Genomic DNA, 18,755 nt, shown 5'->3' on the forward strand with positions numbered 1-18,755 from the left:
CTCAAGAGCCCAGCAGGCGCTTGCGTTCCGTCGCCACGACCTCGCGGGCGAGCTGCGCCTCGGACAGGTCCACCGCGTCCGGCGCGGCGTCGGCGATGTCGCTGCCCCGCGCGAAGTCCTCGAACAGCTTGCGCTTGGCCTCCAGCAGTTCGACGATGCGCTGGTCCACGCTCTCCTCGGAGAGCAGCCGGTGCACCTGCACCGAACGCACCTGGCCCATCCGGTGCGCCCGGGCGATGGCCTGCGCCTCGATCGTGGGCTTCAGCTGCGGCTCGCAGAAGATCACCACCGACGCGGCCTGGACGTTGAGCCCGACGCCGCCGGCCACGATCTGCGCCACGAGCACCGCCCCGTGGTCCGCCGCCGCGAAGTCGTCCACCATCCGCTGCCGTTCGTCGGCGTCGACCGAGCCGGTCAGCGGCCCGAACACCGGCCCCGGCAGGGCCTGCGCGACGAGGTCCAGGACGGCGCGGAAGTAGGAGAACACGATGACGCGGCGCTCGTTCTCCTCGGCCTCGCGGACGATCTCGATCAGCCGCCGCAGCTTCTCCGACTTGGCGCCCTGGCGCATCGCCGCCTGGCGCATCTCCATGAAGTTGCCGCTGTCGACGGCCGCCCGGTACGCCGCCGCGTCCTCCTTGGACATCGGCAGCCAGTCCTCGACCTCCACCAGCCCCGGCAGCTCGGACAGCACGTCCTCCTGGTTGCGCCGCAGGTACGCCGGTGCCACCTGCCGGCGGAACGCCTTCGCGGAAAGCGCGTCGCCCTCGCTGTCGACGGTCAGGTCGGGCCGCACGTAGGACGCCAGATTGCGGAACTCCGAGACCTTGTTCTCCAGCGGCGTTCCGGTAAGCAGGATGGCGCGGGCGGCGCGCTGGACGAGGGCGGCGGTGCGCTGGCTCCGCTGCGCCTGCGGGTTCTTGATGTAGTGCGCCTCGTCGACGATGACACACGCGAGGTTGGCGCCCGGCTGCCACGCGGCAAGCGTCTCGAACGTGGTCACCGCGACGCCGCCGTCGCGTTCCCACAGCCGGGCGGCCCGGTCCCGCTCCGCGCCGTGCACCCGGAACGCCTTCAGTTTCGACTTGTTGCTCACCTCGCGCACCCAGTTGGTCACGACCGCCGCCGGGCACACCACGACGAAGCGGTTCTCGCCCCGGCTGCGCAGGTGTGCCAGCACGGCGATCGCCTCGAACGTCTTGCCCAGCCCCATCTCGTCGCCGATGATCACCTTGCGCTGCACGACGGCGAAGCGCACCGCGAAGCTCTGATAGCCGCGCAGCGAGGCGGTCAGGTGTTCGCCGTTGAGCGGCTGGTCCCGCACCGCCTTCACGATGTCCTCGGGAAGGTTGCCGTGCGTGGCCTCCTCGTCGCCGGTGAGGAAGCCGAGTTCGGCGAGCATCGCGAAGTAGTCGGCGGGCCGGGCGAGGAAGTCGTCCCAGGGGTCCTTGACACCCTTGCGCGGGCCGGACGGCTTGGTGCGGCGCAGCTGCTCGGCGCGCAGCCGCACCACCTCGACGCTCTCCCACAGCTCGCTCGCCGGCAGTTCGCGCAGCGGAACGACCAGCAGGTGCGTGGTCGAGAAGGTGAGCCGCTCGGCGAGCGGTGCCAGTTCGGCCGCGCGTTCCAGGTCGGCGGCGGCGCCCCTGGTGCGGCGGCGGGCGTCCCACTCGGCGAGGCGGCTCAGCAGTTCGGTGGTCTCCGGGGTGCGCCGGGTGACGTCGATGCGCACCGGCGTCTCCTCGAACGTCGTCTGCCGCAACGTCTGCGCCGCGCCGAGAATGTGCCGCGCCGAGACGGCGCCGATGCCCGGGAGCGTCTCCAACGTGGCGCCGTGGTGCAGCACCTGTTGCACGGTGTGGATGCCGGCCGGGGCGAGGCCGCCGAGGCGCAGCCGGTCGCGGGTCGCGGACTTCAGCGCGTCGGTCGACATCTCGCGCAGCACGCGACGCGTCTCGACCCGGCGCACGAGCATCGCGGCCTCCTTCGCCGCGTCGCGGTACTCCGCCTCCGCCTGAACGATCCTGTCGATGGCGGCCAGCGCCTTGGGCAGCCCGTCGAAGGTGGAGCGCTCGACCACCTCGGGGCTGTGCGCGGGATCCTCCGGCACGACGCCGAGCGCGGGCTCCACGAGCGCGTCGAACCCGGTCTCCTCCTCGACCGGCGACTCGGCCAGTTCCTCCAGCCGCTGCGGCCAGCCGGTGCGGATGAACACGTCGTGCTGACGGCGCAGGAACGCGGCCGCCGCCTCCGCCTTCTGCCGTCGCTTCGGGCCGGCGAGGAGGCGCCGCAGCCCGAGGGCGGCGTTCACGTCGGCCCGCGCGCGGGGCACCTCGACGGTCAGCAGCCGCATCAGCGCCTGATCGCCGCGGGTGAACGTCGGCAGCAGCGAGCGCTCCCGCAGCGGCCGCACGACGGACTGGTGCTTGCGTTCGAGCGGCACCACCCGCCAGGCGTTGCGCCGCCCGTGCTGCACCACGACGCCGCGCGCCTCCAGCAGGCGTTCGGCCGCCTCGGCCGCCTCGCGGACGGTGCCGTGCCGGCGCTGCACAGCCGTCGCCTGCCGACTCCACAGGGTGAAGTCCGCCATGAGGCTGCGCAGCTCGGTCCGGTCCATGGCCTCCCAGTGTGCCCGCACACGCCGGTGGCCGCCCGGCTGGGCACCGGGCGGCCACGAGTCACTGCGCGGTTACGAAGAGGCTTACGGGAGGGTGTCCAGGAAGGGGGCGACCGTGCGGGCGAACTGGTTGCCGTTGCTCACGTCCCAGTTGATCGACCACGTCATCGCGCCGCGGATCGTCGGGTACGTGCGCGGCGGCCGGAACGAGCCGCAGTTCTGGGCGCGGGCCAGGCAGTTGAGCGCGTCGTTGACGACCGACGGGGCGACCACGCCGCCGTTGGCCGCGCCGGGGCCGGCCGGCAGGCCGAGCGCCACCTGGTCGGGGCGCAGGCCGTTCTCCAGCTGGATGCAGGCGAGCGCGGTGATGAAGTTGACGTTGCCCTGGCCGTACGCCTGCAACTGGTCGCAGCCGAGCATCGAGCCCGAGTTGTAGAACTGCGTGTGCACGACGGTCAGGATGTCGAGGATGTTCAGCGCGAGCGCGAAGTAGCTGCCGCCGGTGGACTGCATGTCGATGGTCTGCGGCGCCATCGTGATGATGAGGCTCGAGCCCACCTGCGCGCGGAGGCTGCGCAGCGCCTGCGCCATGAACGTCGGGTTGAGGCCGTTCTCCAGGTCGATGTCGACGCCGTCGAAGCCGTAGGACTGGATGATGCCGAACATGCTGCTGGCGAAGGCGTTCGCGGAGGCGCTGTCGGCGACGCTGACCCGGCCGGCCTCACCGCCGACGGAGAGGATCACCTTGCTGCCACGCGCCTGCAGGGCCCGAACGTCGGCCCGGAAGTCCGCGTCGGTGTAGCCGCCCAGCGCGGCCGACAGTCCACTGTCGACGGTGAACGTCACCTGACCCGGCGTCGTCGTCGCCTCGGCGAAGGCCACCGCCACGAGGTCGTACTCGGCCGGCGTGTCGCGCAGCTTCAGTTCGACCGCGGGGTTGACGAAGTTGTGCCAGTAGCCGGTGAGGAAGTGCTTGGGGAGCGTGGTCGTCGGGCAGCCGGCCGTCGTGGCGGTCACCGGCGTGCTCCTGCCCGACTCGCCCACGCCGTTGACGGCGGTGACCGTGTAGGTGTGCGTCGTGCATGCGGCGAGGCCGCTGATCGTGGCGCTGGTGCCGGTGCCGCTCGCCTTCTGGGTGGTGCCCTCGTAGACGCGGTAGCCCGTCACTGTGCCGCTGGCGGCGTTCCACTGCAAGGAGATGGCGCTGGAGGTGGTGCCGGAGACCCGGACGTCGGCCGGCACGCCGGGGACGCCGGGGGGATTGCTCGTCGGGGGGTTGGACGGCGGAGCGCTGGTCGGGGGAGTGCCGCCGGCGCACGCCGCGCCGTTGAGCGTGCAGTTGGCGGGGCTGCCGCCGCCCGCGCCGATGAAGCCGAAGCTGGCCTGTGCGCCCGGGGCGATGGTGCCGTTCCAGCCGACGTTGGTGAACGTGTAACGGTTGCCCGACCTCGTCATCAGCGCGTCCCAGAACGAGCCGACGGAGGTGCCCGACGGCAGGTCGAACTGGACGTTCCACGAGGAGATGGGGGTGCTGCCGCCGTTGACGATCGTGTACTTGCCCTCGAAGCCGGAGCCCCAGTCGGACGTCTTGACGAACGTCGCGGTCGGGCCGGCGGCCGCCTCGGCGGTGCCGACGTTGAGCGCGACCGCGGTGGCGGTGGCGGCCGCGATGACGACCGCGGCGATGGAGGTGGTGAGTGTTCTCAGACGCGGTGTTCTCAAGCGCATGGCACGGCCCTCCGGGCAGGAATGATTCGCCTACCGGTAGGGGGGAGGTGCCGGTCGATTCACGGTAGATGATGTCCCATCTTTGGTCTAGACCGGACTAGTCCCCGTCTGCGGTCGCGCTGACGCGGCTGGCCTGAAGCGGTCAGCCCGCCCCGTGCGCCGGTGGCGCTGCCTAGCGTGGCGGCAATGAGGAGACGGTCGAAAATCGTGATCGCGTCGTCGGTGGGCGTGACGCTGGTGGTCGCCGCGGCCGGTTTCGCCGGTGCGGCCGCGCGGCAGGATCCCGCGTCGGGTCGGACCGGCACGATGGTCAACGCCTGCACCAATCCCGTTCTGGAACGGGACCTGTGGGGCTGGGGCCCGCAGAACAACGGCGCGCCGGCGGCCCGCGTTCCGGTCAAGGCGCACGTCGTCGCCGAGTACGCCTACTTCCAGTCCAAGGCGAACGGCGCCGACCCGCAGATGTACCTGCCGCAGAAGCGCGTGACGCCCGGCGACTCCTGGACGTTCGCCATGGACACCTGGGTGAAGGGCCCGGCCACCGGTGTCTCCGCGCGGATGCAGGTCGACTGGTTCGACGAGGCCGGCAAGAACCTCGGGCACGACGACGGCGCCGACGTGCCGGTCCCCAGCAGCGCCGAGGAGAAGTGGACCCGCGTGGCGGGCGACTTCACCGCGCCGGAGAACGCCGCCACCGCCAACGTGACGGCGCGCCTCGAGGCCCCGGCCGGCATGGCGTGGACATCGACCGCGTGCGACTACCGGCCCGCCGACCTCGCGCCGGACCCGGGCGCGTCCGGCGCCGAGCCGAGTTCCCCGCCCTCTTCGTCGGCCGATCCCTCTTCCCCGGTCGAACCTCCGGAAGCCGACCCGTCCGCCGATCCCTCGACCGAGCCCGACGAGTCGGCGGAACCCGTCGCGCCGGCCGCGTCGGGCGACACCGCCGCGGCGAAGTTCAACTGGGGCGCACCCGCCTGGACCGACGACTTCACCGGCAACGCGCCGAGCAAGGACTGGGGACTGTACGACGCTCCCGGGCACCAGCACGGCAACCGCAAACCGGAGAACTGCCAGGTCTCCGGCGGAACCCTGAAACTGGTCTCCGAACCGAACCGCGACACCTGCGGCATGGCGCACAAGCGGACGCAGACCCACGGGCGCTGGGAGGCGCGCGTGAAGTCGACCGGCTCGGGCTGGATGAGCCTGTTCATCATCTGGCCCGATCCCGGCGACTGGCCGGCCAACGGCGAGTACGACTGGCGCGAACACGAGGCCGGCGGCAAGTGCTACACCGGTTACATCCACTACCCCGGCCACACGCCGAAGCGGCAGGAGAAGCTGCCCGACAACTGCGCGGCCGGCGGCACGGCGCAGTGGCACAACATCGCGTACGAGTGGACGGCGACCAGGATGGCCGGCTTCGTCGACGGGAAGCTCTGGTACGAGTTCGACTGCAAGGCCACCGAGGACCTGTGCCGCATGCCGGCCGGTCACCTGACCATCCAGAACGACGACCAGGGCAGCGGTCCGGGCAACAGCGCCGTCACGGAGGTCGACTGGGTGCGGGGCTGGGACGTGTAGTCCGCTCCCAGCGGCGGCGTCGGGTCACGGGGGACCGACGCCGCCGACCCGCGTCCGGCCGGCGAACCTCAGGCGGCCGAGCGCTCCAGCTTGCGCGCCACTTCCTCGGTCGCCTTCTTGAGCGGCCGCGGCCCGCCGACGCTCAGCAGCAGCGCGATCAGCCGCCCCTTGAGGCTCGCCGGATTGCGCTCCACCGTCACCCGAACGTGGCTGCCGGAGTCGGTCTTCGTGACGTTGTACAGCCAGAAGCTGCCGGGCTTCCAGGTGTTGGACTCAGTGGTCTCCACCCGCACGGTGCCCGGCGTGGACCAGTCGTAGCGGTTGCGTTCCCAGACGCCACCGGCGAGGTTGGAACCCTCGGTCACGTCCGCCGTGGTCTCACCGACGCTGTGCACCTTGAGATGCGCGGCGTCGATGTTGGGCCACACGTCGGCGCGGCTCGGCGAGAAGTCGGTGAGGGCGGCGATGAACCGCTCCGGCGGGACTGTGGTGCTGACGTCGAACTCCACGCGGGCCATCGCACCATCCTCGTGAGGCCGGATCTCGGGCGCAAGTCCATCGGTCCATGATCGCCCCGATGTGGATACCGGTAGAGTTCCTGCTCATGCCGGAAACCCGCCAGCCGGCTCCGCGGCCCGCCGCACCGATGCCGGAGACACCGCGGGGCGCCGGCCGGCTGCCGCACGGCTTCCGGATGGACGCGCATTCGCACGGCGAGGGGCAACTGGTGTACGCCGCGGCCGGCGCCCTGGCGACCACCACCGAGCGTGGGACCTGGGTGGCGCCCGCCAACCGGGTCACCTGGACGCCGCCCGGATTCCGGCACGCGCACCGCTTCTACGGCGAGACCGACGTCCGTCTCGTCGCGATCCCGGTGGACCTGTGCGGCGCATTGGTGGCGCGGCCCGGTGTGTTCGCGGTCAGCCCGGTGCTCCGAGAGGTCCTGCTGGCGTTGACCGACCGGCCGGAGACCCGCCCCGGCGCCTACGAACGACTGCGTGCCGTGGCCATCGACGAGCTCGTGGAAACCCCCGACCACTCCCTGCACCTGCCCGAACCGGGCGACGACCGGCTGCGCGCCGTCACCGACCTGCTGCACGCCGACCCCGGCCACAACGCCACCCTGTTCGAGCTGGGCCGGGCCGTGGGAGCGAGCGAGCGCACCCTCAGCCGCCTGTTCCACACCGAACTCGGCATGAGTTTCCACCGCTGGCGCACCGTCCTGCGGATCCACCACGGCTTGATCCACCTCACCGGCGGCCGCTCGGTCACCGAGACGGCGACCGCGTGCGGCTGGTCGAACCCGACCAGCTTCATCGAGGCGTTCACCGAGGTCGTCGGCCAGACCCCGGGTCGATATCAGGCGGCCCTGCGCAACGACATCAGGTGAGCCGGGCCGGGTAGTCCTTCAGCGACATCTCCTCGACCAGGGTCCCGAAGTCGGTGAAGTCGCCGGGTCCGGACCGGTCGTCGTCGTTGTGGTTACGGTCGTTGAGGTCGCGCGCCGCCGCCTGATTGCGCAGCACGTACTCGCGCAGTGCGTCCTCGTAGCGCGCGATGCCCGCGGCCGGGTCGCCGCCCGACGCGGCGATCTCGCCGGCGAGTACGTACGCGCCGACCATGGCCATCGACGCGCCCTGACCGGTGGTGAGCGAAACCGCGTACCCGGCGTCGCCGACCAGGGCGATCCGTCCCTTCGTCCAGTGCTCCATGACCACCTGGATGCGGGCGTCGAAGTGGAAACCCGACGCGTCGCGCAGGTGTTCCAGGATCTGGGGGACGACCCAGCCCAGCCCGGCGGCGCGCTCGGCGAGCAGCCGCTTCTGAGCGTCCTCGTCGCGGTGGTCGTACCCGACCGGTTCCGCGCTCTCGAAGCCGAGGTAGGCGCGGGCCGTGCCGCTGCCGTCCGGACCGATCAGCCCGGCGCCCACGTCGCCGTCCATCAGGAACGTCTGCCAGCGGTCCAGTCCGAGGAAGTTGGGCACGGTCATGATCGCCACGTAGCCGCCCATGTAGCGCACGAATGCCTCCTCCGGGCCGAACGCCAGCCGGCGGGTGCCCGAGTGCGCGCCGTCGGCGCCGATCACGACGTCGTACCGCGCCGGCGCGCCCGCCTCGAATTCCACCTCGACCCCACCCTCGTCCTGCGTCAGGGCGGTGATCCGATCGCCGAAGACGAACCGGACGCCCGACCCGCACGCCGCGTGCAGGACGTCGACCAGGTCGTCGCGCAGGACCTCCAGATCCTCGGAGTCCAGCCGGCCACCGGTCAGGGTGCGCTCCGTGGTGCGGTAGATCTCCGCTCCGGAACCGTCGACCATCGACATGCCGCGTAGCGCGGTGGTGCGCTCGCGGAACTCCTCCAGCACACCCATCCGCCGCGCCACCTCGAGCGCCGGCCCGCGCACGTCCAGCGCCTGCCCTCCGGGACGCAGGCCGGCGGATCGTTCGACCACCGTCACCTCGAAGCCGTACCGGTCGAGCCAGTGTGCGACGGTCAATCCGGCCACGCTGGCGCCGGCCACCAGGATCCGGCGTGCGGACCCGAATCGCTTCCCTGCTTGAACCATCCGGCCACTATCGGCGCGATGCCGGCCCGGCTGCCACCGGTGATCGGCCGCAGGATGCCGGAAAGCCGCCAACTCAGCGGGTCAGGCGGACGGTGCGCACCTCGAAGGGGGTCAGGCTCAACGGGATCGCCCCGTCGACGGGGGACGGCTCGTCGATCGGCTTCTCCAGCAGGGAAGCGGTCACCACCGACGCCGCGTCGGCGTGCAGCGCCCCGGTCGCCCGGCGGCCCAGCGCCTCGTACACCCGCACGATCAGGTCGCCGCTGCGGTCGTCGGCGAGCTTCACGGCCGACAGGACGATCCCCTCGCCGCTGACGGAGACCAGCGGGTCGAACCCGTGTCCACCGTGGACGGTGCGCGGGGCCAGGTTCAGGTCGAGGCCGGCGGCGGTGGCGATCGCGGCGTCCGCCCCGATGACCAGCCCGTAGCGGCACGTCTGCACGCCCTGGTCGGTCTGCGGATCGGGGAAGCGCGGCGCGCGCAGCAGGGACAGCCGCACCGTCGTCGTGACACCGTCCACTGTGGAGTCACGCGTGTGGTCGTAGCCGTACGTCGAGTCGGTCACCAGCGCCGCCCCGAACCCGTGCTCCTCGACCAGCACGAAGCGGTGCATCGACGCCTCGAACTTCGCCGCCTCCCAGCTGGTGTTCGTGTGCGTGACCCGCTTCTGGTACCCGAACTGCGTCTCCGCGGCGATGTGCTCGGCCCGGATGTCGAACGGGAACGCCACCTTCAGGAACTTCTCCGTCTCGTGCCAGTCGACCTCCTGCTCCACGAGGAGCGTGCGGCTGCCCGGGGCGAGCGAGATGCGTTGGCGCACCACGGATTTCGAGAACACGCGCGTCACCACCACGTGATCCGGCCCGACCATCAGCGACTCCACCTCGCGCAGATCGGTGACGTGGTTGCGGTAGAAGCGGTCCACGTCCCAGGCGTCCCACTTGTTGGGGAAGTCCTGGTGCAGCTGCAGCAGGTTGCCGGCCTGTCCGGGCGCGATCGCCTCCCGCCCGGTGGCCACGTCGAGCGCGGACGTGATCAGCCCCTCGGCGGAGAGCGTGACCCGCACGACGCCGTTGTCGAACACGCAGCCGCCGTCCACTGTGGACACTGTGGCCTCGGCGGCGGAAACCGCGGCGATGCCGGCGGACAGCGCGGCTACGCCGTTGCGGGGAAGGGGTGCGGGATTCACGAAAATCGAATGGGATCCCTCGCCCACCAGTGCGCGCAACGAGCGTTCGATGACGGCCTCGGCGGCGGCGTGGAGGCGTTCGTAGGCGGCGACCGCCTCGCGGTGCACCCAGGCGATCGACGTGCCGGGCAGGATGTCGTGGAACTGGTGCAGCAGCGCCTCCCGCCACAGCCCGTCCAGCTCGTCGTAGGGGTACTCGGCGCCGGTGCGCACGGCCGCCGTGGCGGCCCAGAGTTCGGCCTCGATGAGCAGGTGCTCGGCGCGCCGGTTGCCCTGCTTGGTCCGGTGCTGGCTGGTGAGCGTGGCGCGGTGCAGTTCCAGGTAGAGTTCGCCGACCCAGACCGGCGGGTGCGGGTACTCGGCCATCGCCTCGGCGAAGAACTCGTCCGGGTGCTGCCAGCGCACCCGTGCGCTGCCCTCCAGGTCGGCCACCCGGCGGGCCCGGCCGATCATCTCGCGCGTCGTCCCGCCGCCGCCGTCGCCGTAGCCCACCGGTGCCAGCGAACCGCCGGCCCGCCGCGCCTCCCGGAACTGGTTGGTGGCGCGCGCGAGTTCCGCGCCGGACAGCGTCGAGTTGTAGGTGTCCATCGGTGGGAAATGGGTGAACACGCGCGACCCGTCGATGCCCTCCCACAGGAACGTGTGGTGCGGGAAGACGTTCACCTGGTTCCACGAGATCTTCTGGGTGAAGAACCAGCGGAAGCCCGCGCGGCGGATGAGCTGCGGCAGCGCGGGGGAGTAGCCGAAGCTGTCCGGCAGCCACACCCCGTGGCACTCGACCCCGAACTCCTCCCGGAAGAACCGCTGCCCGTAGGTGAACTGCCGCACCAGCGCCTCGCCGGTCGGCATGACGGTGTCGCTCTCCACCCACATGCCGCCCAGCGGCACGAACCGCCCGTCCCGCACGGCCTTCACCAGTCGCGCGTACACCTCGGGCCGGTGTTCCTTGATCCAGGCGTACTGCTGCGCGCTCGACATCCCGTAGACGAAATCCGCGTCCGCGTCGAGCAGCTCCGTCATGCTCGACACCGTGCGGGCCACCTTGCGGACCGTCTCGCGGGTCGGCCACAGCCACGCCGAGTCGATGTGCGAGTGGCCGACCGCGGAGATCCGGTGCGCGCTGTGCTCCGCCGGTGCGGCGAGCACGTCGCTCAAGCGGTCGCGTGCCGCCTCGGCCGTGCCGTTGACGTCCTGGAGGTCGAGGGCGTCCAGCGCGTCGTCCAGCGCCTGCAGGATCCGCATCCGGCGCGGGGCGTTCGGCGGCAGGGTGGCCTGCAGGGCGAGCAGGACGTCGAGGTCGAGCGCCAGCTCGTGGACCCGTTCGTCGAAGAGCGCCAGGTCCATCCCCGCGGTGTGGTAGAGCGGCTCCGGCGAGGCGGTCAGGATGTCGCCCTGCGTCGTGACGCCGAACGGCCGGTCGTTCATCCACTCCGGATTGGACGCCGCCTCCAGGTAGAACTCGACGGTGTCCGTGTCGACGGGGATCCACCTGTTCTGCGGGTTGATCCCCTTGACCGGCGTGCCGTCGGGCCGGTACACCAGCGCCTCGCACTGGAACCCGGCCAGACTGCGGTTGAAGCCCAGGTCGACGAGCACCTCGACGGGCCGGCCGCGCCACCGTTCGGGCACGCTGCCGCGCACCCGGAACCACGTGGTGCCCCACGCCGGACCCCAGGCCGTGCCGATCGGGTGCGGCGCGTAGGACAGCGCGATCCCCTCGGCCGGCGGGACCGGTTCGCCGGGCAGGGAATGTGCCGCCACGTCCAGCGGCACACTCTCCGGGTGGATCGCGGGCAGGACCCGTTCGGCGAGAACGCGGGTCACCCGGCCGACGGTGAGCGGGATGTCGTCGTGCACGCCGCCGAACCTAACCGATCGCGCGGAACGTCGTCCCGTTCGTCGTGGCCACCGCGCCGTCGCGGTAGAGGCCGGTGTCGCCGTCGGCACCCGAGCGCAGGATGAACCACGCGTAGCGTTCGAGGTAGGGCAGGCCGTTCAGCATCGTCGTCGACGCCCGGATGAAGTCCACCTGCTGCTGCTGGCTCGGGTAGGTGGGGACGCCGTTCGGCCACGCGATGAGCGCGTACTCGGTGAGCCAGATCGGCAGGCGGTACCTGTTGTAGACGGCGTCGAGGTAGTTCTTCAGGTGGCCGGTGGCCGCCGCGGAGAAGTCCGAGCCGTACCAGTGCACCGCGATGAAGTCGACCTTCAGGCCACGCGCCCGCGCCCCGCTCATGAACTGGTCCAGCCAGCTGCCGGGCTGATCGGCGCCGGTCGCCACGGCCGGGCTGCCCAGCCGCATGCCGGTGCCCTGCAGCTGCGGCCACAGGTCCAGCGCCTGCCCCACGGACATGGCGGCCTGGTCGCCGCGCTCCGGCTCGTTGAAGCCGAGCAGGCTCCGGCCGCCCGCCTTGGCGCGGTTGAGCGTGGCGGGGTTGACGGCCCGTTCGTCCCAGATCATCGGCACGAACTCCACGCCCGAGGCGCCGGCCGCGCCCTTGTCCGGGGACCAGTTGTGGTACCACGCCGAACGGGAGTCGCCGAGGGCCTGGGCGACGCCGGTGAAGTCGTTGAGGCCGACGCCCTTCTTTCCCGTGGCGGCGGCCGGTTGCTGGGCGGGCTGCTGGGCCGGCTGCGTCTCCCCGTTGGTCTGCGCCTGCGCCTGCACGGGCGGGTTGCCGGGTGCGCCGTTCGTGCGCCGGCCCCAGGCCTGCTTGAGGTTGGCGCGGGCGGTGGTGGCCTTGCCGTCGCACCAGTGGATGGCCAGTTCGGTGCCCTCCGGCGGGTTCTCGCCGTACTGCGCGGCGATGTCCAGGCACTTGCCGGCCGCGAGCCTGCTCGTGGTGCGGAAGCCCGACTGGAAACTCCAGCGCTGGGCCGGGTTCTCCGTGCACCGGGCCGTCTGGACGCGGGTGCCGTTGGCGGTCTTCGCGCCGGCGACGTCCATGCACAGTCCGGTCCGTGCGGAGCGGAGCGTGCCGTCGCCCGGTTCGTCCCACCACTGCGAGACCGCGTCGACCTTGCAGGTCCGCAGGGTCAGGCGGGTGCCGTCCGTGCCGGCTCCCGCGTCGGCGCATTTGCCGGAACTGGCCTGGACGAGCATCGTGCGCGGACCGGGCCCCTGGAAGACGACCTCCGCCCGGGCGGGATCCTCGCCGCTGTCCATGACGGCGACGACGGCGGTGACGAGTCCGAGGGTGCAGGCGACGGCGGCGACGACGGGCCGCCATGCCGGGCGGAGCGGGATTCGCATGGCCCATTGACGGATGCCGGCATGCTCCGGTTCAAGGATGCACGGATTTCAATGTCAGGGCCCCGCCGTCGCCATCGGCCGCACCTGCCGCCGGCCCGTCAGCCACCGCCGCCGGTGACGACGAACAGCGAACCCACGACCACCACCGCCACGACCCACCCGGCGACCGTCGCGACGAATCCGGCGAGCAGCCCGGACGGGATCTCCACGGCGATCAGGACCCCGAGCGCGATCGCCGTCACCACCAGTCCGAGCAGCAGCGCCGGAATCCCGTAGAAGATCGCGACGATCAGGAATCCCGCGTACGACGGCATGCAGGCGGAGCCGTCCTCCTCGGCGCAGCCACCGTCGGCGGGCAGGCTCGACACCCACACCACGAACGCCACCACCGGCGCCGCGTACAGCACGGCGATCACCGGCAGCGAGATCAGGAACGAACGGACCCGGACGGACATGCCGCCAAGGTAGGAACGCCCCGGCCCCGCACGCCTGAGTAGTAGTACTCAGCTCGCGGTGCGCGGCGTACCCAGGGCCGTCTGGATCGCCTTGACCAGCACACCGATCACCAGCGCCACCGACGGGCGCACGGTCGAGGCCTCCATGCTCACGCTGCCGGTGAACCCGGCCTCGTCGCCGATGCGCTCCAGCCGCTTGTGCGCCGCGACCAGTTCGTCGCCGCTGAGGCCCAGCGTCGGCTCCATCCGGGCGGCCGCCACGAGCGTCGCCAGCGCGGCGGTGCGCACGTCCGGGGCCTCGTCCGCGGTGAGCGCCCGGGTCAGCCGGGCGCGCATCTCGACCTCCACCGTCGGGTCGACGGTCGGGTAGCGGTGCAGGTGGACGAAGCCGTTCATGGTGGTCTCGTCGACGTCGCAGAGAACGCCGCGGGCGCACAGGTCGGCGAGCGCGCGATCGCGCAGGCCGTGCCGCAGCCGCTGCAACCAGGAGTCGGGTGTGTGCGGAGAGTCGGCGGCGACCCGCGACAGGACCTCGTCGACGATCGCCACCCCGGTCGGCGTGGCGTCCCGGGCGATGATCGTCTTGTCGACGTAGACGATCCGACCCTCCAGGGCCAGCTCGACCAGCACGCCCGCCGCCATCGCGAGGTCGAGGCCGATCCGGGAACCGATCGCCCGGCCCGACTCGTCGTCGTACGCGAGCAGTAGCAACTCCTCGGCCAACGCAACCGAACTCATGGTCAGGAACGCTAGCGCGTACCCGCTGAATCCGCATCAAGCGGGAGGTGGACGATCACGGACCCAATTGGTGCGTTCCTCGTAGGCCCGCGCCAGCCGCAGCACCTCGGCGTCGGCGCCGGGCCGCCCGACGAGCTGCACGCCGGCCGGCAATCCGCGTTCGTCGAACCCGGCGGGCATGCCCAACGCCGGCATTCCGGTCATCGACCACGGCGCCACCGTCTCCATCCAGCGGTGGTAGCTGTCCATCGGACGGCCGGCGATCTCGGCCGGCCACGGCGTCGTCACCGGGAACGGGAACACCTGCGTGCTGGGCGCCAGGACGAAGTCGTAGCGGCTGAAAAAGTTCAGCGCGGTGTCGTACCACTCGGTGCGGGCGGCCTCCGCGCGGGCGATGTCGAGGGCGGTCAGGCGCAGGCCGTTCTCGATCTCCCAGACGATCTCCGGCTTGAGTCGCGCCCGGGTCGCCGGGTCCGCGTACAACTCGTCGTGCGCGCCGAGCATGCCCCACCAGCGCCAGGTCAGCACCGTGTTCCACAGCCGGTCGAACGGGTAGTCCGGCACCGCCTCCTCGACGACGAAACCCAGTTCCTCGAAGACGTCGAGCGCGCGGCGGCACACCTCCAGCAGCCCGGGCTCGGTCGCCAGGTGGCCGCCGAGGTCGCCGACCCAGGCGATCCTCCTGCCGGTCTCCGCGGCCGGCGGCAGCGCGGCTCCCGACATCACCTCCAGCAGGGCCGTCACGTCCTCGACGGTGCGCCCCATCGGCCCGACCGTCGAGGGATGCCGCACGAAGCCCGGCGACGGGATCCGGCCGTAGGTCGGGCGGAAGCCCAGCACGTTGCAGAACGCCGCCGGGTTGCGCAGCGAACCCAGGTAGTCGCTGCCGTCGGCCACCGGCAGCAGGCGCAGGGCCAGGGCGGCGGCCGCCCCGCCGCTGCTCCCGCCGGCCGTCCGGGTGGTGTCGTAGGGCGTGCTCGTCGGGCCGTACACGTGGTTGTAGGTCTGCGAGCCGAGGCCGAACTCGGGCACGTTCGTCTTGCCGATGATGATCGCGCCGGCGTCCCTGATCCGTTTCACGAACGGCTCGTCCTCATCGGCTACCCGCCGCGCGTGGATCGGGGAGCCCTCGGTCCACGGCAGCCCCGCCGCGGCGGCCAGGTCCTTCACGGCGAACGGCAGCCCGTGCAGCCACCCGGCGCGCTCACCGGCCGCCAGGGCCGCGTCCCGATCGGCCGCCTCGCGCAGGAGTTCCTCCGGATCGCGCAACGCGACGACGGCGTTGACGCGGGGGTTGTGCGCGTCGAGCCGTTCCAGATAGGAGGTCATCACCTCGACGCAGCTGATCTCCCGGCGGCGGATCGACTCGGACAGCTCGACGGCGCTGAACCACGGCATCAGCCCACCCTATGGCGACCCGAGCGCACACGGCCGGTTGAGGACAGCCCGTCGATGCATGAGAATGATCGACATGTCCCTGAGCGCGATCGTCGTCCGTGGCGGCTGGGAGGGGCACCGGCCGGTCGAGGCCACCGACCTCTTCATCCCCTTCCTCGAACGCCACGGCTACACCGTGCGCGTCGAGGGTTCGCCCGAGGTGTACGCCGACGCGGAGGCGATGGCCGGCACAGACCTGATCCTCCAGTGCGTCACCATGTCGGAGATCACCAAGGAACAGCTCGCCGGGCTGCGCGCCGCCGTCGAGGCGGGCACCGGCCTGACCGGTTGGCACGGCGGCATCGTCGACTCCTACCGCGCCTCGTCGGACTACCTGCACCTGGTGGGCGGCCAGTTCGCGACGCATCCGAGCAAGGAGCCCACCGAGTGCGGCGGCGGCCAGGAGGACAACTACCTGCCGTACACGGTGAGCGTCACGCCGGCCGGCAAGGAACACCCGATCACGGCCGGGCTCGACGACTTCGCCCTGGAGACGGAGCAGTACTGGGTGCTGCACGACGACCTGATCGACGTGCTCGCCACGACCACCCACCCGACGCGGCCGTGGCATCCGTGGCACCGGCCGGTGACCTGCCCCGCCGTGTGGACCCGCGAGTGGGGCGCCGGGCGGATCGTGGTGACGACGCCCGGACACAGCCTGGACGTGCTGGAACAGCCGGCCGTTCGCACGATCATCGAGAGAGGAATGCTGTGGGCGACCCGCACCGCGTCGGCATCGTAGGGCTGGGCTTCATCTCCGGGGCCTACCTGTCCACCCTCGCCCGTCACCCCGCCGTCGAGGTCACGGCGGTCGCCGACCTGGACCCCACGCGCGCCGCGTCGGTCGCCTCGGCCCTCCCCGCCGCATCGCCCCTTCCGGTCGAACGTCTTCTCGCCAGCGACACCGTCGACACCGTGCTCAACCTGACGACCCCGGCCGCACACGCCGAGATCGCCCTGGGCGCCATCGACGCCGGCCGGAACGTCTACGGCGAGAAGCCGCTGGCGGTGACGTTCGAGGAGGCGCGCACGATCGTGGACCGCGCCGCCACGGCCGGGCGCACCGTCGGCTGCGCCCCGGACACCGTGCTCGGGACCGGCGTCCAGACGGCGCGTGCCGCGGTCGACGCCGGCCTCATCGGACGGCCGATCTCCGCCACGGCCGTCATGGTCACGCCCGGCCACGAACGCTGGCACCCCGACCCGGACTTCTACTACGCGCCCGGCGGCGGCCCCGTGCTGGACATGGGCCCGTACTACCTGTCGGCCCTGGTGCACCTCCTGGGCCCGATCCGCGCCGTGACGGGCATGGCGAGCCGGCTGCGCCCCGAACGCGTCATCGGCTCCGGCCCGCGCACCGGCCAGCGGGTGCCGGTGCTGGTCGACAGCCACGTCGCCGGGGTGCTGGAACACGCCGGTGGGGCGCTGACGACGTTCACGATGAGCTTTGACGGAGTGCGGACGACGGCGGCGCCGATCGAGATCCACGGCGAGACGGGCACACTCGCGGTCCCGGACCCCAACTACTTCGACGGCGAGGTGCGCCACTTCCCCCTCGACGGCGAACGCTGGCTCCCGCTCCCACCGTCGGCCGGCTACGCCGGCGCGGGCCGCGGCATCGGGCTGCTCGACCAGATCTCCGCCGACGGCCGAGCCCCACGCGCCGGCGCCGAACTGGCCCTGCACGTGCTCGACGCGATGACCGCGCTGCTGCGTTCGGCGGCGGAGGGGCGTCGCATCGAGCTGAGCACCACAGCCGAACGCCCACCCCTGGTCCCGCTCACGCCTGCGGCGGCGCCCTGACCGCGTCAACCTCCCCGCAGCGGCGCTCCGCGCCGGTTCCCGCCGGTGCGATACGCCGAATGAGCCTGTGCGGCAGTGCTCGTGCCGGAGACTCGGACGGGTGATCACGGATCCCGACGCCCTCGCCGCGCTCTTCACCGGCACCGCGCTCGCCGGCCTGCCCGTCCGGACCGGCCCCGAGGGCGCCCTGGTGGTCGACGGCGTCGATCCGAGCGTGCCCGGCCAGTTGGCAGCCTGGCGGGCGGCCCGCGATCTCGTACCGCGCACCGGCCGCTGGCCCGTCCTGATCACCGACGACCACGACCGCCGCCCCGGTGCCGATCCCGAACCACCGCCGGCCGACGAACTGGCCGCCTTCGACGAGGCCGCCCGTACCACCGACCCCTGGGCCGACGGTTCACCCTGGATGCACGAACCGGTGGGGCAGTTCACCGACCTGGTCGCCGGCGGCGTGTACGGAATCGATCTGGACCGGCTTCTGTCCCCGCCGCCGGACCCCGCCGAGACGTTCGATCAGCTCGAACGGCGCTCCTACGCGCACGTGCTCGCCGACCCCGGACTCACGGCTCACGTGTGCGACACGCTCCGCAGCCTGGTGCGCACCGATGCCTGGTACAGGCCGGGCGGCGTGCAAGTCCTTCTGCTGCCCACCGGACTGCCGTGGCTGGCGGCGCGGTGGGTGTACCTGTTCGACGTGCACAGCGAGCGGTTGGCCGCCGTGCTGTTCCAATGGCGGGAGCGGTGGGGCGCCGAACTGGTCGCCGCCTGGGGCACGATGCTCCAGTTCGTCGTGAGCCGCCCGCCGGCGCCGGGCGAGGAGGCTTTCGCGCTCGCCGGGCAGATCCGGTCCCTCGCGACCCACCTCGAGATGCAACAGTGGGAACTCGCCACCGTTCTGCCCGTGGGCGACGCGTGGTTCCTGCATCGACGTCCTTGAGGGGGAGACCATGGACGAGACGTTCCTGCGGCGGGCGATCGCCCTGTCCGCCGAGGCCGCTGCCGCCGGCGACCCGCCGTTCGGCTCGCTGCTGGTGGGCCCGGACGGCACCGTGCTCGCCGAGGAGCGCAACACCTCGGTCACCGACGGCGACATCACCGCGCATCCGGAGCTGAAGCTGGCCCGCTGGGCGGCCCGCGAGCTGGACCGTGACGTGGCGGCCGGCACGACGATGTTCACGAGCTGCCAGCCGTGCGGGATGTGCACCGGCGCCATCGAACGCTCCGGCCTCGGCCGGGTCGTGTACGCACTCTCCGGCGAGCAGTTGTCGGGCCTCAAGTCGGCGGAGGCCAGCGCGTTGATCTCCGAGGTGCCGCTGCGCGGGCCGGCGCTCTACGACGAGGCGCGCGTGCCCGTCGAGGCGTACTACCGTCGCTAGGAGCGCGG

At 71.9% G+C, this 18,755-nt stretch carries 15 protein-coding genes; 6 read left to right on the forward strand and 9 right to left on the reverse strand.

The genetic code is table 11. The features are described 5' to 3' along the window. Position 1 precedes the first annotated feature (1 nt). The gene (locus Val02_RS10465; RefSeq protein WP_203898757.1) at positions 2–2,617 is read right to left on the reverse strand and encodes a DEAD/DEAH box helicase; all 2,616 of its coding nucleotides are present in this window, start codon (positions 2,615–2,617) and stop codon (positions 2–4) included. 84 nt (positions 2,618–2,701) lie between these two features. Further along, complete coding sequence (locus tag Val02_RS10470; protein WP_373317880.1) at positions 2,702–4,339, reverse strand: chitinase; 1,638 nt, start codon at positions 4,337–4,339, stop codon at positions 2,702–2,704. A gap of 192 nt (positions 4,340–4,531) precedes the next feature. On the opposite strand from Val02_RS10470, the gene Val02_RS10475 reads away from it, so the two are divergent. Continuing rightward, the gene (locus tag Val02_RS10475) at positions 4,532–5,926 is read left to right on the forward strand and encodes a glycoside hydrolase family 16 protein (RefSeq protein ID WP_203898758.1); all 1,395 of its coding nucleotides are present in this window, start codon (positions 4,532–4,534) and stop codon (positions 5,924–5,926) included. A gap of 68 nt (positions 5,927–5,994) precedes the next feature. Here Val02_RS10475 and Val02_RS10480 read toward each other — a convergent pair whose 3' ends face one another. Further along, the gene (locus tag Val02_RS10480; protein WP_203898759.1) at positions 5,995–6,444 is read right to left on the reverse strand and encodes a hypothetical protein; all 450 of its coding nucleotides are present in this window, start codon (positions 6,442–6,444) and stop codon (positions 5,995–5,997) included. Between the two features lie 59 nt (positions 6,445–6,503). On the opposite strand from Val02_RS10480, the gene Val02_RS10485 reads away from it, so the two are divergent. After that, positions 6,504–7,316, forward strand: coding sequence for an AraC family transcriptional regulator (locus tag Val02_RS10485; protein WP_239152672.1), 813 nt, complete (start codon positions 6,504–6,506; stop codon positions 7,314–7,316). On the opposite strand, the gene Val02_RS10490 is transcribed toward Val02_RS10485, so the two are convergent. The 6 genes from Val02_RS10490 to Val02_RS10515 form a co-directional block, all read right to left on the reverse strand. Continuing rightward, on the reverse strand, positions 7,309–8,496 hold the full coding sequence (locus Val02_RS10490) for an FAD-dependent monooxygenase (protein ID WP_203898760.1): 1,188 nt from the start codon (positions 8,494–8,496) through the stop codon (positions 7,309–7,311). The two genes, Val02_RS10485 and Val02_RS10490, sit on opposite strands and share 8 nt — an antisense overlap. Before the next feature lie 73 nt (positions 8,497–8,569). Further along, positions 8,570–11,542 carry an alpha-mannosidase gene (locus tag Val02_RS10495; protein ID WP_203898761.1) on the reverse strand — a complete coding sequence of 991 codons (2,973 nt, stop codon included), beginning with the start codon at positions 11,540–11,542 and terminating at the stop codon, positions 8,570–8,572. 10 nt (positions 11,543–11,552) lie between these two features. Beyond that, positions 11,553–12,938, reverse strand: a complete 1,386-nt coding sequence (locus Val02_RS10500) for a glycosyl hydrolase (RefSeq protein ID WP_203898762.1) — start codon at positions 12,936–12,938, stop codon at positions 11,553–11,555. A 98-nt stretch (positions 12,939–13,036) separates the two neighbouring features. Further along, positions 13,037–13,393 (reverse strand): hypothetical protein, encoded by a 357-nt coding sequence (locus Val02_RS10505; protein WP_203898763.1) that lies wholly within the window; start codon positions 13,391–13,393, stop codon positions 13,037–13,039. Positions 13,394–13,441: 48 nt separating this feature from the next. After that, positions 13,442–14,131, reverse strand: a complete 690-nt coding sequence (locus tag Val02_RS10510; RefSeq protein WP_203898764.1) for a GOLPH3/VPS74 family protein — start codon at positions 14,129–14,131, stop codon at positions 13,442–13,444. Positions 14,132–14,167: 36 nt separating this feature from the next. Beyond that, entirely contained in the window at positions 14,168–15,529 is a 1,362-nt protein-coding gene (locus Val02_RS10515) for an amidase (RefSeq protein ID WP_203898765.1), read from the reverse strand. Between the two features lie 58 nt (positions 15,530–15,587). Between Val02_RS10515 and Val02_RS10520 the strand changes: the two genes are divergently transcribed. From Val02_RS10520 to Val02_RS10535, 4 genes are all read left to right on the forward strand, one after another. Further along, the gene (locus tag Val02_RS10520) at positions 15,588–16,310 is read left to right on the forward strand and encodes a ThuA domain-containing protein (RefSeq protein WP_239152674.1); all 723 of its coding nucleotides are present in this window, start codon (positions 15,588–15,590) and stop codon (positions 16,308–16,310) included. After that, entirely contained in the window at positions 16,280–17,371 is a 1,092-nt protein-coding gene (locus Val02_RS10525) for a Gfo/Idh/MocA family protein (RefSeq protein WP_203898766.1), read from the forward strand. Before Val02_RS10520 ends, Val02_RS10525 begins: the two co-directional genes overlap by 31 nt. 100 nt (positions 17,372–17,471) lie before the next feature. Beyond that, entirely contained in the window at positions 17,472–18,308 is an 837-nt protein-coding gene (locus Val02_RS10530) for a DUF4253 domain-containing protein (protein ID WP_203898767.1), read from the forward strand. A 10-nt stretch (positions 18,309–18,318) separates the two neighbouring features. Next, positions 18,319–18,747: a nucleoside deaminase gene (locus tag Val02_RS10535; protein ID WP_203898768.1), complete on the forward strand. Its 429-nt coding sequence runs from the start codon at positions 18,319–18,321 to the stop codon at positions 18,745–18,747. Positions 18,748–18,755 lie beyond the last annotated feature (8 nt).

Origin of the sequence: Virgisporangium aliadipatigenens, assembly GCF_016863615.1 — a bacterium.
Classification (GTDB): Bacteria; Actinomycetota; Actinomycetes; order Mycobacteriales; family Micromonosporaceae; genus Virgisporangium; species Virgisporangium aliadipatigenens.

Coding starts and splice junctions, on each gene's coding strand:
- Val02_RS10510 (WP_203898764.1), bottom strand. CDS start 14,131: ATGAGTTCGGTTGCGTTGGCCGAGGAGTTGCTACTGCTCGCGTACGAC.
- Val02_RS10535 (WP_203898768.1), top strand. CDS start 18,319: ATGGACGAGACGTTCCTGCGGCGGGCGATCGCCCTGTCCGCCGAGGCC.
- Val02_RS10465 (WP_203898757.1), bottom strand. CDS start 2,617: ATGGACCGGACCGAGCTGCGCAGCCTCATGGCGGACTTCACCCTGTGG.
- Val02_RS10500 (WP_203898762.1), bottom strand. CDS start 12,938: ATGCGAATCCCGCTCCGCCCGGCATGGCGGCCCGTCGTCGCCGCCGTC.
- Val02_RS10480 (WP_203898759.1), bottom strand. CDS start 6,444: ATGGCCCGCGTGGAGTTCGACGTCAGCACCACAGTCCCGCCGGAGCGG.
- Val02_RS10505 (WP_203898763.1), bottom strand. CDS start 13,393: ATGTCCGTCCGGGTCCGTTCGTTCCTGATCTCGCTGCCGGTGATCGCC.
- Val02_RS10490 (WP_203898760.1), bottom strand. CDS start 8,496: ATGGTTCAAGCAGGGAAGCGATTCGGGTCCGCACGCCGGATCCTGGTG.
- Val02_RS10520 (WP_239152674.1), top strand. CDS start 15,588: ATGAGAATGATCGACATGTCCCTGAGCGCGATCGTCGTCCGTGGCGGC.
- Val02_RS10485 (WP_239152672.1), top strand. CDS start 6,504: ATGTGGATACCGGTAGAGTTCCTGCTCATGCCGGAAACCCGCCAGCCG.
- Val02_RS10515 (WP_203898765.1), bottom strand. CDS start 15,529: ATGCCGTGGTTCAGCGCCGTCGAGCTGTCCGAGTCGATCCGCCGCCGG.
- Val02_RS10475 (WP_203898758.1), top strand. CDS start 4,532: ATGAGGAGACGGTCGAAAATCGTGATCGCGTCGTCGGTGGGCGTGACG.